This is a genomic window from Cedecea davisae, assembly GCF_044095835.1.
In the GTDB taxonomy this organism is placed as follows: Bacteria; Pseudomonadota; Gammaproteobacteria; order Enterobacterales; family Enterobacteriaceae; genus Cedecea; species Cedecea davisae.
On the sequence record NZ_CP172054.1, the window covers coordinates 4,867,619 to 4,891,445 of the forward strand.

The 23,827-nt window shown below is 57.2% G+C and carries 20 protein-coding genes; 7 read left to right on the top strand and 13 right to left on the bottom strand.

Annotated features, from left to right (window positions below; genetic code table 11):
• Positions 1–3: 3 nt before the first annotated feature.
• A complete protein-coding gene (gene glyS, locus ACG1VR_RS23265; protein ID WP_172568729.1) occupies positions 4–2,073 on the top strand; it encodes a glycine--tRNA ligase subunit beta in 2,070 nt (689 codons plus the stop codon).
• Between the two features lie 171 nt (positions 2,074–2,244).
• Complete coding sequence (locus ACG1VR_RS23270; protein WP_172568730.1) at positions 2,245–3,900, top strand: methyl-accepting chemotaxis protein; 1,656 nt, start codon at positions 2,245–2,247, stop codon at positions 3,898–3,900.
• A gap of 47 nt (positions 3,901–3,947) precedes the next feature.
• Here ACG1VR_RS23270 and ACG1VR_RS23275 read toward each other — a convergent pair whose 3' ends face one another.
• Positions 3,948–4,235 carry an HTH-type transcriptional regulator gene (locus ACG1VR_RS23275; RefSeq protein WP_016538770.1) on the bottom strand — a complete coding sequence of 96 codons (288 nt, stop codon included), beginning with the start codon at positions 4,233–4,235 and terminating at the stop codon, positions 3,948–3,950.
• Positions 4,236–4,637: 402 nt separating this feature from the next.
• Here ACG1VR_RS23275 and ACG1VR_RS23280 point away from each other — a divergent pair, with 402 nt between their 5' ends.
• The 3 genes from ACG1VR_RS23280 to ACG1VR_RS23290 all read left to right on the top strand — a co-directional run bounded on the left by ACG1VR_RS23280 (position 4,638) and on the right by ACG1VR_RS23290 (position 6,122).
• Entirely contained in the window at positions 4,638–5,348 is a 711-nt protein-coding gene (locus ACG1VR_RS23280) for a DUF3053 domain-containing protein (RefSeq protein ID WP_039899476.1), read from the top strand.
• 156 nt (positions 5,349–5,504) lie between these two features.
• Positions 5,505–5,774, top strand: a complete 270-nt coding sequence (locus tag ACG1VR_RS23285; protein WP_039898961.1) for a hypothetical protein — start codon at positions 5,505–5,507, stop codon at positions 5,772–5,774.
• 12 nt (positions 5,775–5,786) lie between these two features.
• Positions 5,787–6,122, top strand: a complete 336-nt coding sequence (locus tag ACG1VR_RS23290) for a hypothetical protein (RefSeq protein WP_172568732.1) — start codon at positions 5,787–5,789, stop codon at positions 6,120–6,122.
• 40 nt (positions 6,123–6,162) lie between these two features.
• Here the strand turns inward: ACG1VR_RS23290 and ghrB are convergent, their stop codons facing one another.
• From ghrB to ACG1VR_RS23315, 5 genes are all read right to left on the bottom strand, one after another.
• Entirely contained in the window at positions 6,163–7,137 is a 975-nt protein-coding gene (gene ghrB, locus ACG1VR_RS23295; protein WP_172568733.1) for a glyoxylate/hydroxypyruvate reductase GhrB, read from the bottom strand.
• Positions 7,138–7,196: 59 nt separating this feature from the next.
• Complete coding sequence (locus ACG1VR_RS23300; protein WP_395489877.1) at positions 7,197–8,477, bottom strand: MFS transporter; 1,281 nt, start codon at positions 8,475–8,477, stop codon at positions 7,197–7,199.
• 67 nt (positions 8,478–8,544) lie between these two features.
• The gene (locus tag ACG1VR_RS23305; protein ID WP_395489878.1) at positions 8,545–9,480 is read right to left on the bottom strand and encodes a sugar kinase; all 936 of its coding nucleotides are present in this window, start codon (positions 9,478–9,480) and stop codon (positions 8,545–8,547) included.
• A 2-nt stretch (positions 9,481–9,482) separates the two neighbouring features.
• Positions 9,483–10,232 carry a sugar phosphate isomerase/epimerase family protein gene (locus ACG1VR_RS23310; RefSeq protein WP_395489879.1) on the bottom strand — a complete coding sequence of 250 codons (750 nt, stop codon included), beginning with the start codon at positions 10,230–10,232 and terminating at the stop codon, positions 9,483–9,485.
• A gap of 113 nt (positions 10,233–10,345) precedes the next feature.
• Positions 10,346–11,365, bottom strand: a complete 1,020-nt coding sequence (locus ACG1VR_RS23315) for a LacI family DNA-binding transcriptional regulator (RefSeq protein ID WP_395489880.1) — start codon at positions 11,363–11,365, stop codon at positions 10,346–10,348.
• Between the two features lie 266 nt (positions 11,366–11,631).
• Between ACG1VR_RS23315 and ACG1VR_RS23320 the strand changes: the two genes are divergently transcribed.
• Together ACG1VR_RS23320 and ACG1VR_RS23325 are read left to right on the top strand one after the other, a co-directional pair.
• The gene (locus ACG1VR_RS23320) at positions 11,632–11,910 is read left to right on the top strand and encodes a type II toxin-antitoxin system RelE/ParE family toxin (protein WP_172568737.1); all 279 of its coding nucleotides are present in this window, start codon (positions 11,632–11,634) and stop codon (positions 11,908–11,910) included.
• Entirely contained in the window at positions 11,910–12,206 is a 297-nt protein-coding gene (locus ACG1VR_RS23325) for a HigA family addiction module antitoxin (RefSeq protein ID WP_016538760.1), read from the top strand. Before ACG1VR_RS23320 ends, ACG1VR_RS23325 begins: the two co-directional genes overlap by 1 nt.
• Positions 12,207–12,249: 43 nt before the next feature.
• Here ACG1VR_RS23325 and ACG1VR_RS23330 read toward each other — a convergent pair whose 3' ends face one another.
• From ACG1VR_RS23330 to bcsO, 7 genes are read right to left on the bottom strand one after another with little or no spacing between them, the layout of a single operon-like run.
• Positions 12,250–13,245, bottom strand: coding sequence for a glycosyl hydrolase family 8 (locus ACG1VR_RS23330; RefSeq protein ID WP_395489881.1), 996 nt, complete (start codon positions 13,243–13,245; stop codon positions 12,250–12,252).
• Between the two features lie 13 nt (positions 13,246–13,258).
• Positions 13,259–13,726 carry a cellulose biosynthesis protein BcsD gene (gene bcsD / locus ACG1VR_RS23335; protein ID WP_395489882.1) on the bottom strand — a complete coding sequence of 156 codons (468 nt, stop codon included), beginning with the start codon at positions 13,724–13,726 and terminating at the stop codon, positions 13,259–13,261.
• Positions 13,727–13,728: 2 nt separating this feature from the next.
• On the bottom strand, positions 13,729–17,553 hold the full coding sequence (locus tag ACG1VR_RS23340) for a cellulose synthase subunit BcsC-related outer membrane protein (protein WP_395489883.1): 3,825 nt from the start codon (positions 17,551–17,553) through the stop codon (positions 13,729–13,731).
• Positions 17,543–19,897: a cellulose biosynthesis cyclic di-GMP-binding regulatory protein BcsB gene (bcsB, locus tag ACG1VR_RS23345; RefSeq protein ID WP_395489884.1), complete on the bottom strand. Its 2,355-nt coding sequence runs from the start codon at positions 19,895–19,897 to the stop codon at positions 17,543–17,545. Before bcsB ends, ACG1VR_RS23340 begins: the two co-directional genes overlap by 11 nt.
• Complete coding sequence (gene bcsA, locus ACG1VR_RS23350; RefSeq protein ID WP_172568742.1) at positions 19,894–22,014, bottom strand: UDP-forming cellulose synthase catalytic subunit; 2,121 nt, start codon at positions 22,012–22,014, stop codon at positions 19,894–19,896. The genes bcsB and bcsA overlap by 4 nt, the downstream gene beginning before the upstream one ends.
• A gap of 17 nt (positions 22,015–22,031) precedes the next feature.
• Positions 22,032–22,835 carry a cellulose biosynthesis protein BcsQ gene (gene bcsQ, locus ACG1VR_RS23355; RefSeq protein WP_016538754.1) on the bottom strand — a complete coding sequence of 268 codons (804 nt, stop codon included), beginning with the start codon at positions 22,833–22,835 and terminating at the stop codon, positions 22,032–22,034.
• Positions 22,826–23,398, bottom strand: coding sequence for a cellulose biosynthesis protein BcsO (gene bcsO / locus ACG1VR_RS23360; RefSeq protein ID WP_395489885.1), 573 nt, complete (start codon positions 23,396–23,398; stop codon positions 22,826–22,828). Before bcsO ends, bcsQ begins: the two co-directional genes overlap by 10 nt.
• Between the last annotated feature and the right edge of the window lie 429 nt (positions 23,399–23,827).

Here is a 23,827-nt window from a genome sequence, read left to right on the forward strand (position 1 = left end):
GGCATGTCTGAAAAAACTTTCCTGGTGGAGCTTGGCACTGAAGAGCTGCCACCAAAAGCCCTGCGCAGCCTGGCTGAGTCCTTCGCTGCCAACGTCACCGCCGAGCTGGATGCGGCAAACATCGCCCACGGTGAAGTAAAATGGTTTGCGGCCCCGCGCCGCCTGGCGCTGAAAATCGCTAACCTGGCTGCCTCTCAGCCGGATCGCGAAGTTGAAAAACGCGGCCCCGCGGTAACCGCCGCGTTTGACGCCGAAGGCAAGCCGAGCAAAGCGGCAGAAGGCTGGGCGCGCGGCTGCGGTATTACCGTTGACCAGGCCGAGCGTCTGGCGACCGACAAAGGCGAGTGGCTGTTGTACCGCGCTCATGTGAAGGGCGAAAGCGTTCAGGCGCTGCTGCCGAACATGATTGCAACGTCGCTGGCTAAGCTGCCAATTCCTAAGCTGATGCGCTGGGGCGCGTCCGACATCCACTTCGTGCGTCCGGTTCATACCCTCACGCTGCTGCTGGGCGACGAGCTTATCCCCGCCACCATTCTCGGCATTCAGTCCGATCGCGTGATTCGCGGCCACCGCTTTATGGGCGAGCCGGAATTCACCATCGACAACGCCGAACAGTATCCGCAAATCCTGCTGGAACGCGGCAAAGTGATCGCCGATTACGAACAGCGTAAAGCAGTTATCAAGCGCGACGCCGAAGAAGCTGCGCGTAAGATTGGCGGCAACGCTGACCTGAGCGAAAGCCTGCTGGAAGAGGTCACCTCGCTGGTGGAATGGCCGGTCGTGCTGACCGCAAAATTCGAAGAGAAATTCCTCGCGGTGCCTGCCGAAGCGCTGGTTTACACCATGAAGGGCGACCAGAAGTACTTCCCGGTTTACGCCGACGACGGCAAGCTGCTGCCGAACTTCATCTTCGTGGCCAACATCGAGTCTAAAGACCCGATACAGATTATCTCCGGTAACGAGAAAGTTGTGCGCCCGCGCCTTGCGGATGCGGAGTTCTTCTTCAATACCGACCGTAAAAAGCGCCTGGAAGACAACCTGCCGCGTCTGGAGACCGTTCTGTTCCAGAAAGAGCTGGGCACCCTGCGCGACAAAACCAACCGCATCGAAGCGCTTTCTGGCTGGATTGCCGGGCAGATTGGTGCCGACGTGAACCACGCGACCCGCGCAGGCCTGCTCTCCAAGTGCGACCTGATGACCAACATGGTGTTCGAATTTACCGACACTCAGGGCGTGATGGGCATGCACTACGCGCGCCACGACGGCGAAGCGGAAGATGTAGCTGTTGCGTTGAACGAGCAGTACCAGCCGCGCTTTGCCGGGGACGCTCTGCCGTCTAACCTGGTTGCCTGTGCGGTAGCGATTGCCGACAAGATGGACACCCTTGCGGGTATCTTCGGCATCGGTCAGCACCCTAAAGGCGATAAAGACCCGTTTGCGCTGCGCCGTGCTGCGCTGGGCGTGCTGCGTATTATCGTTGAGAAAAACCTGCCGCTGGATCTGCAAACCCTGGCCGAAGAAGCCGTGCGCCTCTACGGCAGCAAGCTGACCAATGCCAATGTAGTTGATGACGTTATCGACTTCATGCTGGGCCGCTTCCGCGCCTGGTATCAGGAAGAAGGTCACGCGGTTGACACCATCCAGGCGGTACTGGCTCGTCGTCCGACCAAACCGGCCGACTTTGATGCCCGTATGAAGGCGGTTTCCCACTTCCGTACTCTGGAAGCGGCGGCCTCTCTGGCGGCGGCTAACAAGCGTGTATCCAACATTCTTGCCAAGTCCGACGAAGCGCTGAACGAGACCGTTCGTGCCTCCGTGCTGAAAGAAGCCGAAGAAATTCGCCTGGCGACCAATGTAGTGGTTCTGCGCGATAAGTTGCAGCCGTACTTCGCGGAAGGCCGCTACCAGGAAGCGCTGGAAGAGCTGGCTAACCTGCGTGAGCCGGTGGATGAGTTCTTCGATAAGGTGATGGTTAACGCGGAAGACAAAGAGCTGCGCATTAACCGCCTGACTTTACTGACCAAGCTGCGCGAGCTGTTCTTGCAGGTAGCGGACATTTCTCTGCTGCAATAATCGCTTAAAAGCTACGCTCTGTCATAAACCCGCTTCGGCGGGTTTTTTTGTCGATTTTTTTACTTTCAAATATCAATGGATTAACAAAAAACTCTGCCAGCAGCGATAAGGTTAATCCGCGCCGAACCGATATATCTAATATCGCCTACCACCTCAGGAATGTTCGGCCCCATGAAAAATGTCAAAGTCATCACCGGAATCGTTACCACGCTTGGGATCTTCAGCGCGCTGCTGCTGCTGACCGGAGCGCTCTTTTACTCCTCGGTCAGCGGCGATCGTCTTAACTTCCAAAAAACCGGGCTGCTGAATTACCAGCAGGAACAGCTGGGCGGCAGCTTCCTGACGCTGGTTGAGGCTCGCGTTACTATCAACCGCGTGGCCATTCGGGTGCTAAAAAATCAGCGCGATCCCGCCGCGCTGGAGGCGATGAATAAGCTGCTGGCGAATGCCGGAGTTTTGCTGGGCGAGTCGCAGAAGCAGTTTTCCAATTACATGGACTCTGACGATGTTCCCGGCCAGGAAAAAGCCATCGACGATAAAGCCGCTGCCAGCTTTAAGCAGATGCATGACGTGTTGTTGCAGTCCATTGAGTTCCTGAAGGCCGATAACTACCAGGCCTACGGCAACCTGGATGCGCAGCAGGCTCAGGACGACTTCAAGGCGGTTTACGGCCAGTGGCTGACGCAAAATACCCATCTGTTGAAGGCGGCCAGCGAGCAGAACCAAAGTAGTTTTACCAGCATGCTGTGGACGCTTGGCGCTATTCTGCTGATCGTGATTGCGGCGCTGGTGATAATCTGGCTGGGGTTGCAGCGCGTGCTGCTGTGGCCTTTAAAAACCGTTATGGGGCATATCCAGGCTATTTCAGAAGGGGATTTAACGCGCAATATCGAAGCCGAAGGGCGCAGCGAAATGAGCCGCCTCTCGGCCGGGCTGAAGACGATGCAGCAGTCGCTGATTAAGACCGTAAGCTCGGTGCGCGACAATGCCGACTCCATCTACACAGGCGCGAGCGAAATCTCAGCGGGCAGTAGCGATCTCTCCTCCCGTACCGAGCAGCAGGCTGCGGCGCTTGAAGAGACGGCGGCCAGCATGGAACAGCTCACCGCCACCGTGAAGCAAAACACCGACAACGCCCGCCAGGCAACGGGCCTTGCGAAAAATGCCTCGGAAACCGCGCAGAAAGGCGGGCGCGTGGTGGAAAGCGTGGTCAGCACCATGAACGAGATTGCCGAAAGCTCCGGCAAGATTGTGGATATCACCAGCGTCATCGACAGCATCGCCTTCCAGACCAATATCCTGGCGCTAAACGCCGCGGTAGAAGCCGCGCGGGCGGGCGAGCAGGGGCGTGGTTTTGCCGTAGTAGCAGGCGAGGTGAGAACCCTGGCGAGCCGCAGCGCCCAGGCGGCAAAAGAGATTAAAGTGCTGATTGAAAACTCTGTTTCACGCATTGATACCGGCTCAAGCCAGGTGCGGGAGGCGGGCGCGACTATGAAAGAGATAGTCGCCGCGGTGACCCGCGTAACCGACATCATGGGTGAAATTGCTTCGGCTTCCGATGAGCAAAGCAAGGGCATTGAGCAGGTGGCGCAGGCGGTTTCCGAGATGGACAGCGTGACCCAGCAAAATGCCTCCCTGGTGGAAGAGTCCGCTTCAGCGGCGGCGGCGCTTGAAGATCAGGCCAGCGAACTGCGTCTGGCGGTGGCTGTGTTCCAGCTACAGGGCGGGGGACGCCGGGCCGAGCCGGTTGGCGAAAAACTACGGCCTCAACCGGCAGCCTTAAAACCGCAAACTGCGGGTGCGGATGCAAACTGGGAAACTTTCTAAGGCTTAGACTCAGAAATGACAAACCCCGCATCGCAGCGGGGTTTTTTCTAACTCATTAACTGCTTGCTGAGTGCCGGATTCGCCTGAATCAGGCGCATCAGTTTCAGCTCGGTGCTTGACGGTTTTAGTCGTCGCGACTCCCATTCCTGCACCATGGAAACGCTAACGCCCATCGCCTGAGCAAAATCATCAATTTTTAGTCCGGTGCTTTTGCGCAGTTGCTCAAATTCGGAGAAGGCGTTGGATTTCTGACTCAGGCTAAGGGCCTGTTTATCTTTAAAAACAATCTGCTCAAGGCTACTAAGCAGCTCAATCATTGGATCTTTATATTCCATTGAGAACTCCTCATAAATCACACAGCGAGAACGTGAACGCTAAGAAGCTTATTAACTGTAGTCTGCTTTGACGCCTGCGTATCGCCTTGCCCTGAACCAATCGTGCTTTAGAAAAAGCTTATGCGTTTCAGCTGAATGCTCAGGCTAAGTAAGCGCTTGAAAACGCTCTCAGAGCGCTGGGTTAGTATAAAACTGTAAATAGTTATGCAAATAGTTAGCAAGCTAAGACCGGCGGGCAGGGCTGCCAACCGCCGCGGCCTTTTTAGCCGTCCGGCTGATGAACGCGGCAGGCATAAGAGATTATCGTGAAAGGGTATCTTGCGAGGGGCGCTTGGACTATTCTTAGCATCGTTATTGGGTGGCAATTTGCCAGGTAGTGCATTGGTAATAGGAGTAGAAATGATGGCGACAGGTAAGTCCTGGTCTCGCTGGTTTGCGCCGCTGGCGGCGTTGTTAATGGTGGTGAGCCTCAGCGGTTGCTTCGATAAAGAAGGCGACCAGCGCAAGGCGTTCATCGATTTTCTGCAAAACACGGCTATGCGTAGCGGCGATCGCCTGCCGACGCTGACGTCCGATCAGAAAAAACAGTTTGGCCCGCTGGTATCAGATTACGCCATTCTGTACGGCTTCTCTCAGCAGGTAAGCCAGGCAATGGACGAAGGCATGAAGCCGGTTGTGGACAGCGTCAACAGCATCCGAGCTCCACAGGATTATATGACCCAGCGCGACGCGCTGCGCCAGGCTAACGGCTCGCTGAACGTATTAGGCCAGCAGGTTCAGAATGCAAAAATGCAGGCCGATGGCGCGCTTGCGGCGCTGAAACAGCCGGATGACCTGAAAACCGTTTACTATCAGGTGTACCAGAAAGTGGTAACCGGTCCGGCTAACGCGATGGCTCCGCTGATCCCGGCGGCCCAGACCCTGACCCAGCAGCTGGTGCAGGTGGGCGATTTTATCGCTCAGCAGAATAATCAGGTGGGCTTTGCCAACGGCGGTATCCAGTTCCCGACCTCTCAGCAGGCCAGCCAGTACAACTCGCTGATTGCCCCGCTGGCCGCGCAGCATCAGGCATTTACTCAGGCCTGGACTGCCGCGCAGAGCGCAATGCAGTAAGCTGATTTTGCAGTAAAAAAAGGTGGAGAGCCTCGCGGCTGCTCCACCTTTTTTATGGCGTTAATATCTGCATCCGTGAGTAAATTTAGTATAAATTGGATCCCGCCCCTGATTGCTCATAAAATCACCATGTCTATTTAAGCTGAGGGTACAATCATGCCAAATACCATGTCGCAAAAAACCGCCCGCGAAGGATTGAGCAACCCAGAGCTGTTTGAGGGGGGCGTCTACGTGACCAAAAATGGTGTTGCAGAGTTATTTGTGCAAACAGTTGCCGAGCGCCAGCTTGAAGAAGCAGAGCGGGCCAGGGAGCGTCAGAGTAATGCGTTGCTGAAGCTTATTATGAAAGCAAAACAGGATGTTGTGGCGGGCGAGACCTTTTCTCCTGAAGACGCATTAGCAAAACTGCGGTCAGCCAGAAAATAAGGGCAATCAGGGATGAATAAGCCAGTCGAGTTTGCGGGGACTGCGGTTATCAGCCTTCAGGATCTGGAGTTTTTCAAGGCGCAGTTTATCGTCCATGCCGAGGCCGCAAAGCTAATCGACTCTCTGCTTATGCGTGCAGTAGCGGCAATATCGCAAGATCCTACCCGATATCGCTTTAATGGCATTCTGGCTGATAAAGGGATAAGAATTCGGGAATGGCTGGATACTGAAAATGATTATCGCTGTTTCTATGATGACGGCGATCCTGCATCAGTCAATATCTTGCTTTACGCCAGCATGAAGGAAGACTTCGAGGCCGCATTATATAGACACAGTGTGATTTATTAGTGGTGGGTTAGCTTGTGCGTAACCCACTCTATTAACCAGATTACTTCAGTACCTGAGGATTCACGCAGTTCACCTCAATCTTGCCGGTTAACGCGGTAATCAGGTTCTCTACCGCGCACTCCGCCATGCCATAGCGGGTTTCATGGGTTGCGGAGCCGATGTGCGGCAGGGCGACCACGTTCGGCAGGCTCAGCAGCGGCGAGTCCACGGCCAGCGGTTCCTGCTCGAATACGTCCAGCCCGGCGGCGTGAATTTTACCTTCCTGTAGTGCCTGAATCAGCGCCTTCTCATCCACTACCGGGCCGCGCCCGACGTTTATCAGCACTGCCGAAGATTTCATTTTTGCAATTTGCTCCGCGCCGATCAGGTGACGGGTTTCGTCGCTTAGCGGCAGCAGAATACAGACAAAATCAGACTCCGCCAGCAGGGTATCGAGGTCGCAGTAGCGGGCATTAAAACGCTCCTCGGCTTCTTTGTGATGGCGGCGGGCGTTATACAGAATCGGCATGCTGAAGCCGAAGTGAGCGCGCTGCGCCAGCGCCAGTCCAATGCGCCCCATACCCAAAATGCCGAGCGTTTTATGGTGCACGTCGATACCGAACCAGTCAGCGCCGATGCTGCTTTGCCACTCGCCGTTCTTCACGCGTTCGGCCACTTCGACTACGCGGCGGGCGCTGGAGAGAATGAGCGCCATTGCCGTGTCGGCAACGGTTTCCGTCAGCACGGTTGGGGTGTGCATCAGCACTACGCCGCGTTCGTTCAGGGCATCAACATTGAAGTTGTCATAGCCGACGGAAACGGTGGAAGCCACCCGTAGCTTTGGCGTACTCGCCAGAAACGCGCCGTCGACTTTGCCGCCGGAACCCAGGATACCTTCGGCATTGGCGAACACGTCGGCATTCGCCTTTACGGTTTCCGGGCTGATGTCGTCAAACTGGGTGACGGTAAAGTGACTTTCAAGACGGGACAGCAGGTTATCAGGCAGCGTTTTGTAGAGGATGACGGACGGCTTCATGAGATTCTCCGTTTTTCGGGTAAACGCAAACCGGGCGGCAAACGCCACCCGGTGCGGGGTCAGGCGCGGTGAGCGCCCTCCGGGATTTGTTGTTGCTTAGCAGGCTTAACAATCAAAGTAAGCCATACCGAGGCCAGCAGCGCCAGCCCCATAAAGACATAGGATGCCGCCGGGCTGCCGGTTGCGCCGTTCAGGTAGCCGACAAACCAGGATCCGACGAAGGAGCCCAATGCGCCCATGCTGTTGATCAGCGCCATCGCGCCCCCAGCGACATTTCTCGGCAGCATCTCCGGGATAATGGCGAAGAACGGGCCATAAGGGGCGTACATGGCAGCACCGGCAATCACCAGCAGCGTGTAGGAGGCCCAGAAATGGTTAGCGCCAACCAGCCAGGAACCGAGGAACGCCAGGGCGCCAATCAGCAGTAGCGGCCAGACGAACAGCTTGCGGTTTTGCATTTTGTCGGACGCCCAGGAGACGGCAATCATCGCGATAGTGGCCGCCAGATAAGGCACGGAAGAGAGCCAGCCTACTTCCACCATCCCCATTCCTGCGCTGCCGCTGCGGATGATTGACGGCAACCACAGCACAAAGCCGTACACGCCAATACTCCAGGCAAAATACTGCATGCACAGGATAACAACGTTACGTGAACGGAATGCTTCACCGTAGTTACGCACCGCCTTGATGCCTTCTTGCTCTTTCAGCAACTGCGCCTGCAATGCGGATTTTTCATCTTCGGACAGCCAGCCCACCTGGGCCGGTTTATCTTTTACCAGCACCCACCAGGCAAACGCCCAGATGACAGCCGGAATACCTTCGAAGATAAACATTTCGCGCCAGCCGAAGGCCTGAATCAGATAACCGGAAACCACCGACATCCACAGCACGGTGACCGGATTACCGAGGATCAGGAAGGTGTTCGCGCGGGAGCGTTCGGATTTAGTAAACCAGTTGCTGATATAAATCAGCATCGCTGGCATGACCGCCGCCTCAACGACGCCGAGAACGAAACGAATGGCCGCCAGCATCGGGATGTTGCTGACCATGCCGGTTAATGACGCGCAGCCGCCCCATAAAATCAGGCAGACGAAGATAAGTTTGCGCACGCTGCGGCGCTCGGCGTACATCGCGCCGGGGATCTGGAAGAAGAAATAGCCGAGGAAGAACAGGGCACCCAGCAGGGAAGAGATCCCTTTGGTGATACCGAGGTCGTCGTTGATTCCGGCGGCGGAAGCGAAGCTGAAATTAGCGCGGTCGAGGTATGCCAGGCTATACGTGATAAACACGATAGGCATGATGTACCACCAGCGCCTTGGCGCGATTGTCTGGTTTTTCATAATAAGGCCTCTATGTTGAGGTTAGCCGCATCGCCTTGTTTGTAGGGTACAGGCGAGGTCGGATGATTTATTCGCCCAGTGCGCTACGGGTAGGTAACCCTTCGCTATCACCGATGACCTGTATCGCCAGCGAGCCGATTTTATTGCCCCGGCTTACGGCCTGATGCAAAGGTTTCCCTTCCAGCAGGGCGCTAATTACCCCGACCGCAAAGCCGTCTCCGGCGCCCACGGTGTCCACTACGTTATCCACTTTTACCGCCGCCACGGCACCTTGCTCGCCGCTGGCGGTTTTATACCAGGCGCCGTCCGCGCCGGTTTTTAGCACCACAGTTTTTACCCCATGATGCAGATAAAAATCGGCAATCCCTTCCGGCGTCGTCTGGCCGGTGAGGATGACGCCTTCTTTCAGCCCCGGCAGCACCCAGTCGGCCTGGAATGCCAGTTGGTTCAGCTGTTTCACCATTTCTGCCTCGCTGTTCCACAGCACCGGGCGCAGGTTTGGGTCAAAGGAAATTGTTTTCCCCTGCTGTTTCATGCTTTTGGCTGCATGATTCAATAATTCAAGCGACGTTGGTGACAGCGCAGCCGCTACGCCGCTGAGATGCAGATGGCGCGCGGAGAAAAAATACTTTTCGTCAAAATCGGCTATCGACAGGTGGCTTGCCGCCGAGTCTTTGCGGAAATATTCCACGATGGGATCGGTTCCATCTTCGACTTTAGATTTGAGCTGAAAGCCGGTGCGGTAGCGCTCATCAACGCTGACACCCTGGCCGTCGATGTTCTCTTTTGCCAGCTGCCGTAACACGTAGCGGCCAAATGAGTCGTTGCCTACGCGGCTTACCCAGCCCACGTTCAGGCCGAGGCGCGCCAGGCCGGTTGCAACGTTAAGTTCGGCACCGGCTGCACGTTTTACAAAGTGCTCCGCCGCGGCAAGATCTCCGGTTTCGGTTGCGACAAACATCGCCATGGCTTCGCCAATGGTGACGACATCCAGCTGTTTCATCTCTATTCCTCGCGTAACAGGTTGACGTAGCGGCGGGTAACGGCGACCAAATCTCGCCCTTCCAGCGGAAACTCGATCCCGCGTGGCGCATCCGCCGGCAGCATATTCAGCATTCCTTTCCAGTCTGATCCGGACTCGTCCGGCGGCACGGCGCGATAATGGTTGTGGTGGGCAACAGCCGTTTTGACGTGGATATAGCTCACCGAAGGCGCAAGGGCGCGGGCGGCCTGCTGCGGGGAGTCATCCACCCACAGCCAGTTCGCCATATCAAAAGTGAGCGTAACCGGCAGGTTGTGCACCTTGATGGCGGCCTGGAAGCGCTGCATTGGCGCCAGTTTTCCGCAGGAGGTCTGGTCGTTTTCGACCACCAGGGCGACCGGGCTGTCGCTTAGCCACTGCTTCAGGGTGCCAAACGAGCGCGCGTTGTTGAACTGGCCGAGCGAGAGCTTTAGCCAGGCCGCGTTTAGCTGGTGGGCTTCCTGTAGCAGAGAGGGGATCAGCGGGTTGAGGCTGCCGTCGCCGACAAACAGCGGTTCAGGTGCGGAATAACAGGCCTCCAGGCCTAGCTGGGTCATCTCTCCGGCTATTCCGGAGAGGAAATCCAGCTGGGAGGGCGTAAACAGTTCACGGCGGATTTCGACGCCGTCCGCACCGGCTTCAGCGATAATCGGCAATAAGGCCTGCTGGCCGCCGAGGGCGGAAATGCGGTCGTGGCCGTAGGCGGCGGTAACAACGATAATTTTGCGCGGCATGGAAGGCCCCATAGCGATAACGGCTAAATAATATAGTTATTACGCTAGATGGAACCGGTTCCAAAGAAAAGCGGACTGCTGCTAATTTTTGAGCGGCATCACGAAGATAAAATTTAGCGGGAGGTGGAGCCGCGCACGATAAGCTCGCCGGAGAAAAGCTGTTCGCGCACCGTTTCGTCCGCGCCTTCAATACGCCTTACCACCTGCTCCAGCGCGGCATAGCCAATTTGCCAGGTTGGCTGCTTCAGGGTGGTAATGCCCACGCCCGCAAGCTCGGCCCACTCCAGTTCGTCAAACCCCAGCAGGCCGATATCGCTGCCCCAGTGCAGGCCAATGCGGCGCAGGGAGCGGGCAACTTGCAGCGTCAGCGCGCCGTTGGCGGAGATAACCGCTTTTCGCATGCCGCGATGGCGGGTATGGAACTGGCGCAGCGTGTTATCCAGCAGGTCGGTTTCATGAAGCGGTGTTTCGGCATTTTCAGCAACGATGCCGGGATAACGCTCAATCGTGCTGCGAAATGCGCGCAAACGCTCGCGGCGAGTATTAACCATGCCCAGCGGTTCGCTGAGAAACAGAATCGCTTCGAAGCCCTGCTCGACGAGATGCTCGGTGGCGGTGGTGGCGGCCTGAATATTATCCAGCCCGACCACATCGCAGGCAAAATCCGGGATCTTACGGTCGATAAGCACCATCGGCAGCGCGGACTGCTGGAGCCGGTTTAGCCCCTCTTCACGCATGCCAACTGCGTTAACCACGATGCCCTCAACCTGGTAACTGCGCAGTAAATCGAGGTAATGCAGTTCCTGGTCCACTTCATTGTTGGTGTTACAGACCAGCGGGGTAAAGCCTTTCTCGCGGCAGGCGGCTTCTATACCGCTGAGGACGTCAACGGAATAAGGGTTGGTGATGTCGGCGATGATCAGGCCAATCAGGCGGGTTCTGCCCCGCTTCAGGCCCCGTGCCATCTGGTTTGGGCGGTAATCGAGGTCAGCAATGGCGCGTTCAATGCGCCCGCGCAGGTCGTCGGACAGCACGTTCTGCTCGCCGTTAAGATAGCGCGAAACGCTGGTTTTACCGGTCTTCGCCGCTTTTGCGACGTCGCTTATCGTGGGGCGTGCAGCCTTGCCGTTCATGTCCGTCTCCAGAGAGGTAACTCAGCGGAGAGTAACATATTTTTTTCGAAGGGTAAGGCTACGCCAGAGGATTATGCTGAGCATATTGAGCGCTTAAAATAATAAAAACGGGTTTCTGCGAGACGGATTCCTGCTTTGCCCACGGCCACTTTCCGGCTGCTTTATATCCTCATATTCTTTCTGCTCACTATTCACAGATGCGCGACTTTATTGTTGCGCATCAGGGAACAACGCCGTAATGTTCCTCCTAACGGAACACTATCAGGATGATAAGAAGCTTCAGGCATAAAGGACTGCGGGATTTATTTATGAAAAGCCAGGCCCGCGGCGTCCGTTTTGAGCATATCAACAGGCTCCGGGCGAGGTTGGCTATTATCGATGCTGCAAGCCACATTAGCGACATCGACTTACCGGGCTATCGTTTGCACGCCCTGCAGGGGGAGCGGGAGTCCATTTGGGCAGTTAATGTTTCAGGTAACTGGCGGTTAACCTTTGAGTTTTGGAAAGGCGATGCCTGGATACTGGATTATGAGGACTATCACTGATGAAAATGGCAAACCCGCCGCACCCAGGGCTGATTATTCAGGAGTCGCTTGAAGCGCTTAACGTGAGCCTGCGAGATTTCTCCCGGGCAATGGATATCGCCCCTTCAACCGCCAGCCGCCTGCTTACCGGAAAGGCGGCATTAACGCCTGAAATGGCATTCAAGCTTTCCATCGTGATCGGCAGTTCGCCCGATGTCTGGATGAAAATTCAGAACGCTTTTAGCCTGGCACAGGCAGAAAAAACCGTTGATACCTCCCGTCTTCACCGGCTGGTGTTAGTTTCGCCCGGGGCTTAGGGCAAAACGTTCCACGCAGTGCGCGGCCCGTGCCATGAAAAACCTACTGTTTTGCCAGCAATACCAGCATTTTCAGGCTGGCCGAGTAATAGTCATCCTGCGGGATGATATGCGGCGGCTGGCTGGTGTCGCCAAGCGCCAAATCTCTGACTGCCAGCAGGCCTCCGGTCATCATATAAGGCGCTGTCTGGTTATTGGCGACGTTTATCCAGGCCGGCGTTTGCGCGCGCGGGTAGCGGCTCCAGAAGCTTTTAAAAGGAGCCAGTTCCGGGCTTGCAGGATCCTGCCAGGCGAGATAGAGCGGAACGCGTATTGCGTCGTAGCTAAAGCGCGGCGGGTGGTTGGCATCCGGCGTTAGCTTGCCGTCGGCGGCCAGCGAAACCCAGTCTGTTGGCAGCTGGCTGTTGCCCCAGCGCATTTTGTCGAGCAGCGTTTTGCCGTCGGTAATCAGTTCTTTCCACACCACTAAATGGCTGCGTTGGGCGAAGTCCTGCCAGGCCGGGAAGATAAAATAGGACGGATTGAGCGTGACGGAACTATTGAGGTTAAACCCGTTTACGCCCGGCAGCATCACGCGCTTGTCGGCAAACTGAATGACGTTATGGGTGACCAGCGCTTTCGCGATGGCATCGGACTCTTTCAGGTAACCGCTATCGTGCCACTTTTGCCCGGCCTTCAGCAGAGCCCAGGCGATAAAAGTATCCCCGTCGGTCGCGTTGTTTTTATCCGCTATTGGGTCAGCCTCTACCGGGTTATAGCGCCAGTAAAACAGGCCGTTCTTTGGGTTACGCAGCGTGGCGTTGGTCCAGTTCCAGATTTTGTCGAAACTGGCGCGGTCGTTGTTCGATACCGCCATCATCATGGCGAATCCCTGGCCTTCGGTGTGGCTGACATTGTTATTGCCGGTATCAATAATTCTGCCGTCGGCCATCAGAAAGCGGGATTTATAGCTGTCCCACTCGGCGGCGGCTTTAGCCGGCAGGCTCGCCATCAGCCATACCATTCCGGTCAATAACAGCGTTATCAGGCGGTTAACCATTACGTCTCTCCGTTTATGCCCTGGTTTGATATCTGAAGGTGACCGCCGAAGCGTTATGAGACGGCTCCTGCCACAGCGAAACATGCGGCTGGCCGCCCTGAGCGATAAGCCAGCGGGCGTACAGCCCTTCCAGCACCGCGCTAAACGCCTGGCTCCAGCTTTGCTGCCGGTGCTGTTCGTTGGTCACGGGCAGCGCCTGGTGGTGGATAATCAGCATTTTTTCGTTGGCTTCAATCTCGATATAGCCCCAGTTAAAGCGAGCCAGCTGGGCATTAATTTGCTGCTCAAGTTCACCTACGGTTGCCGCGAGCGGCAGCGGGTAGCGCTCGGCCAGAGTTTCGCCCATTTGATTCAGGAACGGACGGCTGTCGTGGTAGCCCGCATTGCTGACCATCCCTTCAAGCATAATATTCAGCAGATCGAACCAGCCTGGCTGCGTTTGCTGGGTCTGAAAATAGTGTAAAAGCTGCTTTTCTTGCATGATTAATGATCCCCAAGCAGGTAGCGCAGGTAAAGCTGAGCGGTACTTTCGTTATAGTTGCCAAAGGTGTCGTAGCCAACCCGGCCACCAATGGTCATGTCTTTATTCACGTTATAGTCGGCTGAGGCGCGCAAAGTATAGCCGAGGCCGTTTTCGCTGCCGCCGCTATAGAACGCTTCTTTTGCCATGCCGCGCGCAACATAGTCCTCCAACTGGCCCTGTAGGCCCGGGTTGTTAGGGAAGTATGCGCTCGGATCCTGGCTGTAGGCCTGGTAGCCGATTGAAGCGCCAACGGACATTTTCCAGTTGTCGTATTTCTGGGTGTAATCCACCGGGAACGACACGCTAATGTAGTTCTGCGGGCTGAAGTAGCCGCCCTGGCCATAGCTGAAGTAGCTAAGGTTTTTGGAGAAGTCCATATAGCTCATGCTGACGCCGGTTTTCAGCTCCCGGTCGTCAAAGTGATACGGGCGCAGATAAACCCCGGCCGACCCATTAACGCTTTGGTTGCTCGGGACATTGGTGCCGATATAGCTATACAGCCCAACGCCCGCGTAGAAACCGGCATCGCCGTTGTCGTAGCTCAGCTGCGCGTTACCGCCGTTTTTGGTTACCTGCCCCCATTTTTCACCGCTGTATTTATCCTTCGCGCCGACATAAGAGAGCAGGCTGTCCACTACCGCACGCCTTTCGCCGGTAAGGATAAGTTTGAGGTAGTCGGTGAGCTGCGGCGACCATTGTACGCCGCCGACCAGAGTATTCAGATCCTGCCCAAGCGGCGTTGAGCCAACGTCGAGTTTGTACTGATTCCCGGTGAGCGCCATACCGAGCTCTACGCCAGAAGCGCTCTGTGCGCCCTGGGACGGTACGATTGGCAGCACCGCCGGCGGCTGTTCGGGCAGCGTTTCGGACACCAGGCCCTGAATCAGCGCCCCGGTGCCAAAACGCGTGCTGGCCTGGTCCGAAGAACTGCCTGCATTTAAGGTAATTGGCGTAATGTTGATGTCGAAGCGCGAATCGCCAAACGGCACCGTAGACCACTGGAGCGGGGCTTTTATCTCGGTCATCTTGCTAAGACCGTTTTCACCGTCTCGGCTTCGCATCGCTACCGAACCCAGCGCCCAGGTGGCGGTTTTATCGGTTAGCTGCTCCATCATGCTGTTGACCTGGCGCAGCATGCCCGCATTGGCGTTTTCTACCGGTAAGTCCTGGCGTGTGGTTCCCGGCGGCGCGGCCTGCGGGTTACGCGCCAGCTCGTTAACCTGCCACGGCATCGAAGCCTGGCCATAAACGTTGCCGCTTTGGCTGCCGCCGGAGCTGGTACTGATGAACGGGTTGTCCGCCAGAGCCAGCCCGCCGATGGTTGGAGTCACGCCGCTGTCGCTGCCCTGAATACCCGTTAACCTGCCGCGCGCGGTACGCAGGTAGCTCATGGCCTGCTGGTGGTTGCCCTGCGCTTCGGCCACTCGTGCCAGCAGTATCAGGCGCTCAGGCGTATTGGTGTTGTGCAACCCGGCGGTAAGCTGTTGGGCTTTGTCTACGTCATTGCCCGCCAGCGCGATGTCGATAGCACCCGCACGGGCATCCTGGTCCGGCGTGTCGCGGGTCATCAGATAGTCATAAACTACGCCCGCTTCTTTGTTCATTTTGCCGGACTGGTAAAGCCTCGCCATCGCGAACATCAGGTCGGTATTCTGCGGGTCGCTTTGCAGGGCGCGGATGAGCTTGTCGTAGGCGGCAGCATAATTGCCCTGGGCTCGCAGCCGATCGGCTTCGTTTATCACATAGCCGTTGCGAATACCTGCCAGCTGGGCGGTGGTGCTGTGGGATTGCAGCTCCGGGTTCGCAAGGAACGCCTGCGCTTCGCTGTCCAGTCCCGCCTGGTTCAGGACGGTTATCTGGTCGGCATAATCACCGGCATTGCCCTGCACGCCACGGCGCATGTTATTACGCACCAGCGCAACAGCACCGCTCATATCGCCGCTCTGCGCCAGCATACGTGCCAGCTTACCGGCGTCCGCCGGGCTTTGCGGAGGATTAACGCTGAGCGCTTTTAAGGTGTTAGCTGCCGCAACGTTATCCCCCTGAGCCAGATAGCGCTCTGCTACGCCCATTTGCAGGTTGTAGTTCACGCGTTGGCCGAGTTCGCGCATCTCGCCGTTGCGGGCAGAGGCCGGTATACGTGACAGCAGGTTTTGCGCCTGCGGCCACGCATTGCTTTCGCTCGCGAACAGCGCCGCCGCGTAGATTTCAGTGTTGCTGGCTCCGGGGCGGAAAGCGGGCTGCATCAGGTCTGCCGCTTCGGCGCTGTTGCCCTGTTTTTGCAGCAGCCGGGCAAGGTCGAGGCGCAGCCACGGGTCGGACGGCAGGCGGCTCATCCCCTGGCGCAGAATCGCTATCGCCTGCTGGACGTTGCCTCCGGCCGCCGCCTGCTGGGCCTGGCGGCGAATCGGATCGGCCGGGTTGCCTCCGCCCGTGCGTGGCTGGAGTTTGGCCTGGAGCGAAGCGGGCAGCGTTTGCAGCACCGCCTGAGCCTCGGCAGTTTTGCCTGCATCACGCAGCACGTAGTAGAGGTTTTCCCGAGCCGGGCCGTTGTTCGGCTGTGCTTCTAGCAGGCTGCGCAGCGTCTGCTCCGCCTGCGGGTAGTCTTTGTTGTGGCGTAAAACGTCGGCGCGGAACAGTTTTACCGCCGTGCCGCGCTCGCCGCTGGCGTCCGCCAAAGGGGCGCTGAGCGCCAGAGCCTGGCTAACGTTGCCCTGTTTGTAGGCCGCCTGAGCACCCGCCAGCTGGCCGTAAAACGCCGCGTCATCCGCCTGCTGTTTACGCTCGGCAGACTGGTCGCCACCGAGGCTTGCTGCTCGATTAAGATATTGCGCGGCCGCCGCATAGTCGCCGCGCCGCTGCGCGATGTAGCCCATCCCCGCCAGCGCATCGGCATCCTGAGGATTGGCCTGAAGCACCTGTTCAAACTGGCCGCGCGCCGCGTCGGTATTGCCGCTATTAAGATCGGCAAAACCCGCACCTTTAGCCACGCCGCCGATGGCGTTCCGGTAATGATTTTGCACTTCTTTATCATCCGGATGGCGCTGGATCCAGGTCTGATAATACTGTTCGTCTCCGGCGGTCGGCCCCAGCCACAGCAGCGCCTGACGCAATGATTTATCCGCGTCCGGGTTGCCGCTCGCCATATCCTGGAGCATGCCGATGCCGTCCCGGCGGGTCGGCTCCCGGAAGGTCAGGATCTTGCCGAGCGCAATGCGCGCGCCGTTATCCTGCGGATGCTGAGCAATAAACTGCTGTAGCCCGCTAACCGCCTGGGGATAAAGTGATTTATCCCCGGCCATCGTCAGATAATATTCAGGTGCCAGCCCGGACGGCGGCTGGTCGCCGGTGAACAGCGTTTGCCAGGTGGCGAGCGCCGCGCTGATATTCCCGCTTCGGGCCTGCTGGCGAGCCAGCTCAAGCTGACCGCGTGGGATCTGCTGAACCTGCTTCGCGTTATCCAGCGCCTGAAGGTTCGGGTCCTGCGGCGATACTGCCGAGAGGCGGCTGCGCCACTGAGTGGCGGATTTCAAATCTCCGCTCTGCTGCGCCCAGAGCGACATCAGATATAAGGCCTGCGCGTTGTTGGCATCCACCATCAGCACTTTTTTCAGGGCTTCCATCGCCAGCTCATCATGGGATTTTTCGTGCCAGTAGTTTGCCTGGTCGAAAAGCGCCTTGAGGACGGGATTATTGTCCGCGGCCAGGGCATTTACCGCCGCCAGCGCGAGCGCGCCGGACAGGCAAATCCTTGGCCAGCGGCGGGGGGTCTTTTTATTTTTCATTATTGTTATCCCTTTGCTCACTCTCTTCAGCCTGCGGGTTAATGCGGCTTCTTGCCCGGCGTTTCAGCAGCGGGTAGAGGGTGCCGCCGACAATAGCGGCGAACAGCAGGCCCAGAATCGCCAGCAGCGCAGAATGCTGGTTGGCGTACCAAACTATCAACATGTACCACGGCAGCTCTCCGCTCGGGAACTGCGGCCCAACCCGGAAGCTGCGAACGCCGTTCTCGTCGGTAATGATGGCGGCATCGCCGCGCACGCTGGCGTTAATTTTTGCAGAGGACAAATCGCTGTGCAGGTGGGCAAGCTGGTCGTTATTGCTGCCGATAGCCAGCACCACAACCCGCGAGGCGTTCCAGCGTGAGCGGAAGCTGACAAACCCGCGCCAGGCCTCATTAGAGGAGAAGTAGCGGTCTGCCTCAACGCCCGTGGAGTTCCAGTCGCCTGCCAACAGGCGCTGCACCTTTTCCCAACTGGTGGGCTGGCGGACTCCAAATAAGTGCTCATTGGTGACGAACGGCGATCCGGCGAGCAGGGTGCGGTTAAAAGCGCTCTGCTCCATCGTTGAAACCGCCAGCACGTCGCTCTGAGACAAATGCAGCAGGTTAGCGCCGCCCTCCGGCAGGCCGAACATCACGCGGTTATTGTTCAGCGCTGTGCCGGTGGCGTTACCCGAGCGTGCCGCCAGGTCAAGCAGGGTGGATATCTCGGTTTCGCCCGGATGCTCCGGCAGCAGCAGAACGGTCTGCGAATAGTCGGCAAAGCGGGTGAACGGGAACGAAGCGCCGACGAAGTAAGAGAGGTTTGGCAGCAGCGTGAAGTGGCGAGTTTTGCTCAGGTCAATCCACGAGTTTTCATCGATGCGGCTCTTGATGTTGTTATTCAGCAGCACGCTGCACGGCGCATCTTCCTTAGGTACGATTTTAAAATAGAGCGCCAGCTGGTTATCGCCGTAGATGAGATACGGCTCCAGAGCCATATCGTAGTTTTCCTGGCGTGCATCGCCGCCAATCTTATGCCACAGCGTTTCCAGCGCGCCCTGTTTGTTAACCGGCAGGTTGTGCAGGAAAGTACCGTTCAGGGTCATCGACAGCAGAGAGCGCTGTTCGTCGATCCAGCTTTCTGACGGGAAGCGGTAGCCAATCTTCAGCGGGATGGCTTCGCCGTCCCAGAGGAACAGATCCGGCGCCGCGCGGAACGCGAGGTTTACCGCATCATGCCAGATGCCCGGAGCCGTGAGGCTTTGATCTTTACGCAGCAGTTCGCTCAGGCGCACCGGGCGATCGGTTCGTATCCAGCGCGGGGCGTCGTATGGGGCGCTGAGCGGGATAGTCTGAGGTTCTACCGGCAGGCTGGCGGTTTGCGGCTCAAACTGCCCACGAGTCAGGCGCCAGGCCGCGCTGCGAAGCTGGGATTCGTTGTTACCCACCACCAGCAGCAGTTTGTAAACCGGGTTCCCAGGGTTATCGATCATCTTCAGCAGCGGCCCGCTGCTGGCCGGTAAGGTAATTCCGCCGATAGTGTCGCCGGGTTTACCGAACAAAATGCCATTTTTCTCCGGCAGACGGTCGTTGAGGGCTTCAAAAGAGATCCCGCGGTAGTCAGCGGCAATGCCAAGCCACGAAGCCACCAGCGCCGCGGCGCTTACCTGCTCCGGCTGAGTTTGCGCCGGGAAAGCGAAGCTCAGCGTGGTCGGCGTCATCTGCATCGAGTCAAAGAACGGGCGCGGGAAGTGGCTCAGATCGGAGCTGATATTCAACTGCTGCCCTTCAAGAGTGAGACGCGTGTCCGGCATGATGGTGACCTGGTAATTATCGTTCAGGTCGCGCTGGCAAAGCAGGGCGTCGGCATCGTTGATTTTGAGGTTAATGTTGTTGCTGGACACCACCAGCGCGGCCGGAATATCCAGCTGATAGCTGGTGACGTTGCTGTCGGCTGAACCGAGCGGCACGCTGCCGAGCGGCTGGCCGTTCATCATCAGCTGCATGGTCGTGTTACGTGCCGCCATCGCCGGGGAGACTTTGAGGTTCAGCGTCAGCTGGGCGCTGGTAATCACCTGGTCGGCAGGCAGCGTAAAGTCGATACCCGTTTGCAGCTGGCCGCCGCTAAGCACGATGCCGCGCGGCTGGCCCATTTGCGCCACGGTAATGCTGCTCGCGGTGCCGGGGTTAATCGCCGTCTGGACCGGCTGCGGCGTCTGTTCAACCGGCGGCGGCAGGCTGACGGGCAGCATCGACTCCACCGTGGTTGGCTGTTCAGTCATGCCCGGTTCTTCTGCCGCTGCGGGGAGCGCCAGCACGCTCAGAGCCAGAACGATCCCGGCTGCTACTTTCGTCATCCTTTTCATAGGGCGCTGTCCTCACCGGAACCGTCCAGTCGGTTGGGTTGCTCATGCTTTGCCCGGCGAGCGGCGCGGCGATCTTTCCAGGTCAGCCAGAACAGCTCGAACACGCAGCGGATAATGGTCAGCAGCGAGCGGAACGGGTTGTCCTGCGGTTTTGGCGGCTGGATCCAGGCGTCGGCGCGGGCAAGCACCACGCGTACCAGCTCGCGGCGGCGGGCCAGAGGGATCTCTTCAAACATCAGGCGAATAGTGGACTCGTCCGAGGCAATTACTTTCACCGGAATGCTGATGGCACCGGAATGAAGCTGTAACTCTACCTCTTCAATTTCGTCTGTCAGGTGGCGCTCATCCGGTACTTTGATGCGGCAGCCACCCATCGACAGGTCGAGCGTATGGCTGCGGGAAGAGATGCCGCTGGCGTAGTGGATAACCACCGGGACATCGACCTCGATGCGAATCGTTTTGCGGGTCTGCCGCGTTTCTCTGGCGACGGCGATGGCCGCCAGCAGGAAGATCAGGCTATACAAACCCCAGCCTACGTTGAGGGCGATAACTTTGGGGTCAACGCCGAAGTAGTCGTGGGCGCAGGCGCGCACAATCCCGGCAATCACCGCCATCGCAAGCAGAACGGCGACAATCACATGAGGGCGCACAACGCGGAAATCGAAATAGCCGACGTCCAGCAGGTCTCCCTTATCGGTAACGTTGAACTTGCCGCGCTTCGGGAACAGCATGGTTATCGCCGTCGGCAGGATCAGGTGGAAGGCCATCACCAGGTCGTAGATTTCCCCCCAGAAGCTGTAGCGATAGCGGCCGTTGAGCCGCGAGTTCAGCCAGATGGCGAGGAACAGGTGCGGCAGCGCATAGGCAAACAGCATGCTGGCCGAGGAGTGAATAATATTCAGGTTAAACAGCAGGTAAGCCAGCGGTGCGGTAAGGAAGGCGACACGCGGCAGGGCAAACTGGTAGTAAAGCATCGCGCTCAGGTAGCACAGCCGCTGTTGCCAGGCCAGCCCGCGGCCAAACAGAGGGTTATCGGTGCGGAAAATTTGCGTCATCCCGCGCGCCCAGCGGGTACGCTGAATAACGTGCAGCACCAGGCGTTCGGTCGCCAGCCCGGCCGCCAGCGGGATATCGAGGAATGCGGATTTCCAGCCCCGGCGCTGCATTTTCAGCGCGGTGTGAGCATCTTCGGTCACCGTTTCAACCGCAAAACCGCCAATTTCTTCCAGCGCGCTGCGGCGGATAACCGCGCAGGAGCCGCAGAAGAAGGTCGCGTTCCAGAAGTCGTTGCCGCGCTGGATTGGGCCATAGAACAGCGCCCCTTCGTTCGGGATATCGCGCCCTACGGAGAGATTACGCTCGAACGGATCGGGCGAGTAGAAGTAGTGCGGCGTCTGGATCAGCGCAAGCTTAGGATCTTGCAGGAATGCACCCACGGTTGCCTGCAGGAAGATACGCGTGGCGACGTGGTCGCAGTCGAAGACGGTAATTAACTCGCCGCTGGTCAGCTTCATGGCGTGGTTAAGGTTGCCCGCCTTGGCGTGCGAGTTATCGTTACGCGTAATGTAACCTACGCCGACGTTGGCGGCGAATACCGCAAACTCGCTGCGCTTGCCGTCATCCAGCAGGTAAATCTTCATTTTATCCTGAGGATAATCAATACACTGTGCGGCCAGCACGGTGTCCCGTACGACGTCGAGGCTTTCGTTATATGTCGGAATATAGACATCGACGGTTGGCCAAAGCGAAGTGTCGTCCGGCAGGGGAACAATTTCACGCTTCAGCGGGAATAATGTCTGGAGGTGGCTTAGCAGCAGCAGTAGCCAAATATACAGTTCCGCCAGATAAAGCCCGATGCCGAGAATTGCCTCGATTTCGGAATTAAAATGTAGCGTCTGGGTGGTGCGAAACCAGATATAGCGCGTGGACATTAAGCCCGACACGATAATCAATATGATGGAAACGCTGCGCTTTTTGCTCAGGCCTAATAACAGCAATACTCCGATGCTGATTAAGCCAAAAATATACTGCTTCTGGCTGTCCATAGGCGTAATGATGACCAACACCGCCACCGGTGCCAGCACCAGCAGCAGTAAATAAAACAAAGCCTTTTTCATAGGACTTCCTGAATATTTCAGAAGTTTGATGTTCTCAAACCGGAATGAACTGCGCCGTCTCCAACGTGGATCCCCAGCAGGCCCGCAACCCGTTTACTGATTAATTCAATATCGAATGCGGCCGCAGAAACCGGGCTGAAATCGAATATCGATTGCTGCGAAGCATTGGCTTCCGCCACGCTTTCATCCCGATTAATAACCCCGAGCAGGCTGTCGCCGAGCCGCTGCTGCATAAATGCCGTGACGTCGCGGCTGATATGGCGGCGGCTGTCGCTTTGGTTAACCACGAAATAATGGCCCAGCCGGTTATTAAGCGGCTCGCCGGTCAGGCGGTGGTTTTCAATTTGCGGCAGCAGAGACAGCGAGGCGGTGTCCGCGAGCAGGGTGATGAGATGTAAATCTGCAAGCCGGGAGACTGCCTTCAGCGCCGGATTTGGCCCCGGAGGGAAATCCGCGATGATAACCAGGCCCGGGTAATTAAGCAGAGTGCCGAGGCCGCGTTGCAGAAAGTGGCTATCGTTGGCCAGGCGTTGCTCGAAGTCGAGGCGCTGGGCTTCGGTGGCGTCGCCATACGGCAGCACAAAGATATTACCGCCCGCGGTCAGCACCGACTGGCTCCAGTCGGAGGACTCTCCCGCTTTTGCCACATAGCCACGTCCGTCCGAAAGCGGGACGCCAAAATGCAGGCGCAGCGCGTTCTGCACGTCGAAATCAATGGCTAACACTTTGCTGCCAGCGCGCGCCAGCGCCCAGGCCAGGTTTGCGGTAACGGTGGTTTTCCCCACGCCGCCTTTTGGCGAGCAAACACAAACTAACGGCATGAGGCAATCATCTCCAGCAAGGGTTGTAGCGGCAGGTCTTTACCGGCCTGAGTCGCGGCTGGCGCGGTTTTGGCGGCAAACAGTTTATTAAACGGAATGGCTTCGGCCTGCTGGCGCGCAGCGGGCGGCACAGCGGAAGCCTGAGGGTTGACAACCGGGGCAGGCGTTAACTGATCAAACAGAGAAGATGCTGCTGGTTGCGGTTTGATAACCGGCGCTTCAGGAACCGGCTGAGGGGCAGGTTGTACCTGTGCGGAGGAAACCGCGGAAGCTACGCTATTGAGAATTGAGGTTTGCCCGGCGGCAGGGATCTGCGGCGAGGCCGGTGCAGGTTTTGCCAGACTAATATCGAAGGCATCCGCCGCAACTGATTGTGGAACGGGAACGGACACGCTGCCCGCGTGGGAAAGGGCATTTTCCTCTCCCGGAACCTGGTTTAATTGTTTAATAATCGCCCAGCGCCCGCTATCTGCGGTCTGGGTCTGCGCCGACATGTCCTTAAAATTAATGGCGCCTGTGCGTGTCTTTTCCTTGAAACGCTGCAAATCATCATAGTTTTTCATAAATATATCCATGATTTACAATTATTTATGAACTCACGCACGGCTACAGGGCGGCGCTTAGCGAGAGGTATTATTCGCCGTCTATATTACAGCCTATAACGTTTTCACCCTTTTGCTGGGGTTTAATCGAGAGTGGATGCCTTCTGTTATGAATAATTATTGATGGCTCCATTAGCGCGGATATTAAGCCAAAATATCGGCCGTTGACGAGCACTCTGTTTCTTTTTTTGAAGAAATTCATATCTGGCGTGAAAGAGCATTAATTAATATCAAATTCACCCCTCAATTCGGAGTGTTTACCCAGGTTTAAATGCTGGTTTTTATTTCTTTATTAGCATTAATAATGGTAGTTACGGCGCTCGATTCGTCGGCAGGTAATACTTTCTTTGGGGGCACGTGGCAATTATCGTTCGTGAAAAACGAAAGAGT